This window comes from Streptococcus sp. DD04 (genome assembly GCF_001578725.1).
GTDB classification, from domain to species: domain Bacteria; phylum Bacillota; class Bacilli; order Lactobacillales; family Streptococcaceae; genus Streptococcus; species Streptococcus sinensis.
Window position 1 is genome coordinate 561,355 of sequence record NZ_KQ968976.1, and the last position, 4,181, is coordinate 565,535.

5 protein-coding genes and 1 pseudogene are annotated in these 4,181 nt (G+C 44.0%); 2 read left to right on the plus strand and 4 right to left on the minus strand.

Features of this window, described 5'->3' with window-relative positions:
* The 4 genes and pseudogenes from STRDD04_RS11365 to STRDD04_RS02770 form a co-directional block, all read right to left on the minus strand.
* Positions 1-798: pseudogene (locus STRDD04_RS11365) on the minus strand (diaminopimelate decarboxylase); the annotation flags it as partial.
* A gap of 204 nt (positions 799-1,002) precedes the next feature.
* Positions 1,003-1,686 (minus strand): Bax inhibitor-1/YccA family protein, encoded by a 684-nt coding sequence (locus STRDD04_RS02760; RefSeq protein ID WP_062199133.1) that lies wholly within the window; start codon positions 1,684-1,686, stop codon positions 1,003-1,005.
* Between the two features lie 19 nt (positions 1,687-1,705).
* Positions 1,706-2,197: an HDIG domain-containing metalloprotein gene (locus STRDD04_RS02765; protein ID WP_037614646.1), complete on the minus strand. Its 492-nt coding sequence runs from the start codon at positions 2,195-2,197 to the stop codon at positions 1,706-1,708.
* Positions 2,198-2,241: 44 nt separating this feature from the next.
* Positions 2,242-2,982, minus strand: a complete 741-nt coding sequence (locus tag STRDD04_RS02770; protein ID WP_062199135.1) for a TrmH family RNA methyltransferase — start codon at positions 2,980-2,982, stop codon at positions 2,242-2,244.
* A 140-nt stretch (positions 2,983-3,122) separates the two neighbouring features.
* Here STRDD04_RS02770 and STRDD04_RS02775 point away from each other — a divergent pair, with 140 nt between their 5' ends.
* Both STRDD04_RS02775 and yidC read left to right on the plus strand, forming a co-directional pair.
* Positions 3,123-3,401 (plus strand): acylphosphatase, encoded by a 279-nt coding sequence (locus STRDD04_RS02775; protein WP_062199137.1) that lies wholly within the window; start codon positions 3,123-3,125, stop codon positions 3,399-3,401.
* 81 nt (positions 3,402-3,482) lie between these two features.
* A partial coding sequence (gene yidC / locus STRDD04_RS02780; RefSeq protein WP_062199139.1) for a membrane protein insertase YidC occupies positions 3,483-4,181 on the plus strand: 699 nt, incomplete at its 3' end.

The following is a 4,181-nucleotide window of genomic DNA, read 5'->3' on the forward strand; positions in this document are numbered from 1 at the left end:
GACCTGCCCCAGTCCAGCTGGTGTCAGGATTTCCTCATAGGCCTGACGAACTCCCTGACCGATGACCGCAATATCATTTTCCTCACCTTCAGGCTGGTAGTTGACCCCGACACCCCCAGACAGATTGATAAAATCTAGCTCAACCCCGATCGCTTCTACGACCTCTACCGCTAACTCAAAAAGCTGACGAGCCAGTTCAGGATAGTAGGCATTGCTGACAGTATTGGAGGCCAAAAGAGCATGGATACCGAATTTCTCTGCTCCCAACGCCTTGAGTTCCTTAAAGGCTTGAATCAACTGCACCTTGGTCATACCAAACTTGGCTTCCTCTGGATGATCCATAATGCTGGTACCCAGCTCAAAGACACCGCCGGGATTGTAGCGACAGGAAATCACCTTGGGAATCCCAGCCACGTCCTTCAAGAAAGCCACGTCCTCATAAGCATCTAGGTTGATGGTCGCCCCTAGCTCCCGCGCAAGACGAAATTCCTCGGCTGGCGTATTGTTGGACGAAAACATAATCTCATCACCTGCAAAGCCCAACTTTTGGCTCATCATCAGCTCTACATAGCTGGCACAGTCCACCCCGCAACCTTCCTCCTTGAGGATTTTTAAAATAGCAGGATTCGGTGTCGCCTTAACGGCAAAATATTCTTTAAAGCCAGGATTCCAAGCAAAGGCTTGATGCAGAGCCCGCACCCGCGCTCGGATCCCCTTCTCATCATAGAGATGAAAGGGAGTTGGAAATTGCTCGGTCAGCTCGGCCAAGCGTTCACGACTGATAAATGGAATTTTCATACACATCTCTGCTTTCTCTTTTTCTGAGAATATTATAACATAAATGATGACAAAGCAGAGAAAAAGAAGTTACAAGAACTTCTCTTCACTACATATCCTACTACAAGTTAACAATGGGCATAAATTTCATACCAAAACACCCCTAAAGTTAGATTTTACTTAGCTAACTTTAGAGGTGCAGTTATGGATTAATTTTTTATGTCATTAATCATTTCTTCCGAAAATCCGAAGGATGCTGAGGAAGAGATTGATAAAGTCGAGGTAAAGGCTCAAAGCGAGGGAGATTGCCCAGCCAAGACCAACTTGACCGCCAGTTTGCTCATAAACATAACGAATTTTTTGATTGTCCCAGGCAATCAAGCCAGAGAAAATCACAACACTGACATAACTGACGATATAGTCCACCATTTCGCTACCAAGGAAAATATTGACCAGACTCGCAATCAAAATCCCAATCAAACCAGCAATCATGGCACGTCCCATGCCAGACAAATCTTTTTTGATAACAATTCCCATTGCTGCCATAACAATGAAAACTGCCGCACTAACAGCAAAGGCTTTAAAGACCACTCCTCCTGTATAGAGAGCCACAATAAAACTCATGGTGAAGCCATTTAAGGCTGAATAACTCAAAAAGAGTGGCATGGCTGCCGGACTATTGCGAAGGCCCATGCTAGAAGCTGACCAAACCAAGGCCAATTCAAGGAAAATAGCCCCATAATAAATCCAACGATAATTAAGCAAAATATCTACCATGGCCATCTGAAAGGTCGTTAGCATTAAGCCTGAGACCAAGGCAGAGATAGCAATTCCCAGCCCGACAAATCCATAGACTTTAGAATAAAAACTAGAAAGTCCGCTGTTTTCTTGAATAACTGTATTGTTCATAATGTCTCCTTTTCACATTTTAACTTCTCAACATCTTACGATGATACTTTTTGCGTCCGCCCATCTTACGTCGCCAAGGCGCAGTCGCTTCCTTGACTGCCCAATATTTATCCACCATCGTCACAATATAAGACTCCTTATAGCGCGGCGGAGCAATGGTTGCCCCCCACATGTGCTTGATGATAATATCTTCCTCAACTCGATTGAGCTTGGTAATCTTGCGGGCGTTACGGACTGCTAGACGGGGATGCACCCAAGCATGACTCTTTTTAAACTTGGTTTCACGCCAGTCATAGTAAAATAGGTCATGAAGAAGAGCACCTCGTGCTGTACTACGAGCATTCCAGCCAAATTTTTTTGCAATCTTATAACTAGTATAACTGACATTAATCGAATGTTCAAGTCGGTTGGAATGGATATGATGAGTAATCTCTTTCAGGCGCTGCACACTGGGTTTTTCAATTAAATGCCCCACATAAGCCATAAATTCTTCATCTTCTCTGTAAGGCATAACATCACCTCCGTTTAGTTTCATTATAGAAAGATTTCTAAAAACTAGCTTAAAGTAAACATCAGAATTCCAGCTGCCACAGCGACATTTAGACTCTCTGCTTGGCCTTTCATCGAAATATGAACCAAAACATCGGCCGCATCCGTTATTTCTTGGCTGATTCCCTGACCTTCATTGCCCATGACTAGGACAAAATGCTCATTTTTTTCGACTCTTTGATAGTCAACGGAATCTTCTGATAAAGTCGAAGCCAGAAGTTGCAGCTTATTTTTACGCGCAAGAGCAAGCATTTCCCCTCTGCTTACGCGATAAATGGGCAAATGGAAATGGCTACCCTGCATGGAGCGCAGCGTTTTTAGATTATAAATATCAGCAGAGCGACTGGAAATGAACACTCCCTGATAGCCTGCCGCATCCGCTGTTCGGATGATAGTTCCGACATTGCCAGGATCCTGTACATCCTCTAAAAAGAGATAGGCTCCCTCAAGCTTCTCAGGAATATTTTGCTCCTCAAAGGCTAATTCTGCGACGATTCCCTGAGGTGTTTTACTATCTGCTAAATCACTGAGAATCTCGGGACTGACAAAAATCGTCTGGGAAAATGCTGCTAAACGCTCTTCGTACTCTGCCAAGGCAAAAATTCGCAGAATCCGTGCCTGACTGGCCAGAGCCTCCTCAAAAAGATGCCAGCCCTCAATCAGATAAGATTGTCCGCGATACTTTTTTTGATGCAGTTTTTTAGCTTTTTTCACCACATTATTGGCTTTTGAGGTTATAATATTCATAAGTACATTATACCACAATCTAACGGTTTTGGACTCATCCTCCAGACTTATCCGCAAAGAAAATCTCAACCTGCTCAGTAGGCTAGGGAAAACGGAGAAGCTGACGGTTGAGTTCTGGCCCGTTACAAAAGGAGGCAGCTATGCAAAAAGTAAGAATGATTGCTCAAGGACGTGTCCAAGGTGTCGGTTTTCGCTGGGGAGTCTATTCTTTAGCTCTAGAAATCGGCGGGATTACCGGTCGTGTCTGGAATAACGATGACGGCACTGTCGAAATTTTGGCCCAAGCCGAAACATCTGCTCTCATGGCCAAATTCATTCAGGAAATCCGCAAAGGCCCGACTCCTTTTTCTAAAGTAAGCTATCTGGATATAACCATGGCCAATTTTGATTCCTATACCGACTTTAAAATTGCAAATTAGGTCTACAGAACTATTGTATATTTTGCAAAAAAACAGTAGAATAGATAAGTATTATTTTTTAGAAACAAAGGAAATGAACTCGTGAAAAAATTTAAACGTATTTTATTCTCTGGAATGAGCTTGTCCCTGCTTCTTTTATTGACTGGGTGTGTCGGACGAGACAAAGCCGGAAATCCATCTGGAATCATCTGGAACCTGTTGGGGCATCCTATGGGAGAGGCCATTAAGTTCTTTGCCAATAATATGCATCTCGGCTTTGGGATGGGGGTCATTCTTGTCACTCTGATTGTGCGGATTATTATCCTGCCTCTCGGGATTTACCAGTCTTGGAAGGCTACTCTTCAGTCGGAAAAGATGAACTACTTCAAGCCTATCTTTGCGCCGCTCCAAGAACGGGTCAATAATGCTGAAACGCAAGAAGAAAAGCTACAGGCTCAGCAAGAATTGATGGCGGCTCAACGAGAAAATGGCTTGAGTATGTTTGGCGGTATCGGCTGCCTGCCTCTGCTCATTCAAATGCCTTTCTTCTCAGCCCTCTTCTTTGCTGCTCAGTACACTGAAGGCGTGGCAAGCAGTACATTTCTTGGTATTGACCTTGGAAAATCAAGTATTGTCTTGACTCTCATTGTTGGGGTGCTCTACTATCTTCAGTCTGTCCTCTCCCTTCATGGTATAGAAGACGAAGCACAAAAAGAGCAGATGAAACGCGCTTCTTATATGAGCCCGATTATGATTGTTGTCTTCTCCTTCATGTCGCCAGCAGCTGTAACCCTCTATTGG

What these genes read in the sequence shown, in the direction of transcription:
- STRDD04_RS02775 (WP_062199137.1), top strand. Translation starts at nt 3,123, where the DNA reads ATGCAAAAAGTAAGAATGATTGCTCAAGGACGTGTCCAAGGTGTCGGT.
- STRDD04_RS02770 (WP_062199135.1), bottom strand. Translation starts at nt 2,982, where the DNA reads ATGAATATTATAACCTCAAAAGCCAATAATGTGGTGAAAAAAGCTAAA.
- STRDD04_RS02765 (WP_037614646.1), bottom strand. Translation starts at nt 2,197, where the DNA reads ATGCCTTACAGAGAAGATGAAGAATTTATGGCTTATGTGGGGCATTTA.
- STRDD04_RS02760 (WP_062199133.1), bottom strand. Translation starts at nt 1,686, where the DNA reads ATGAACAATACAGTTATTCAAGAAAACAGCGGACTTTCTAGTTTTTAT.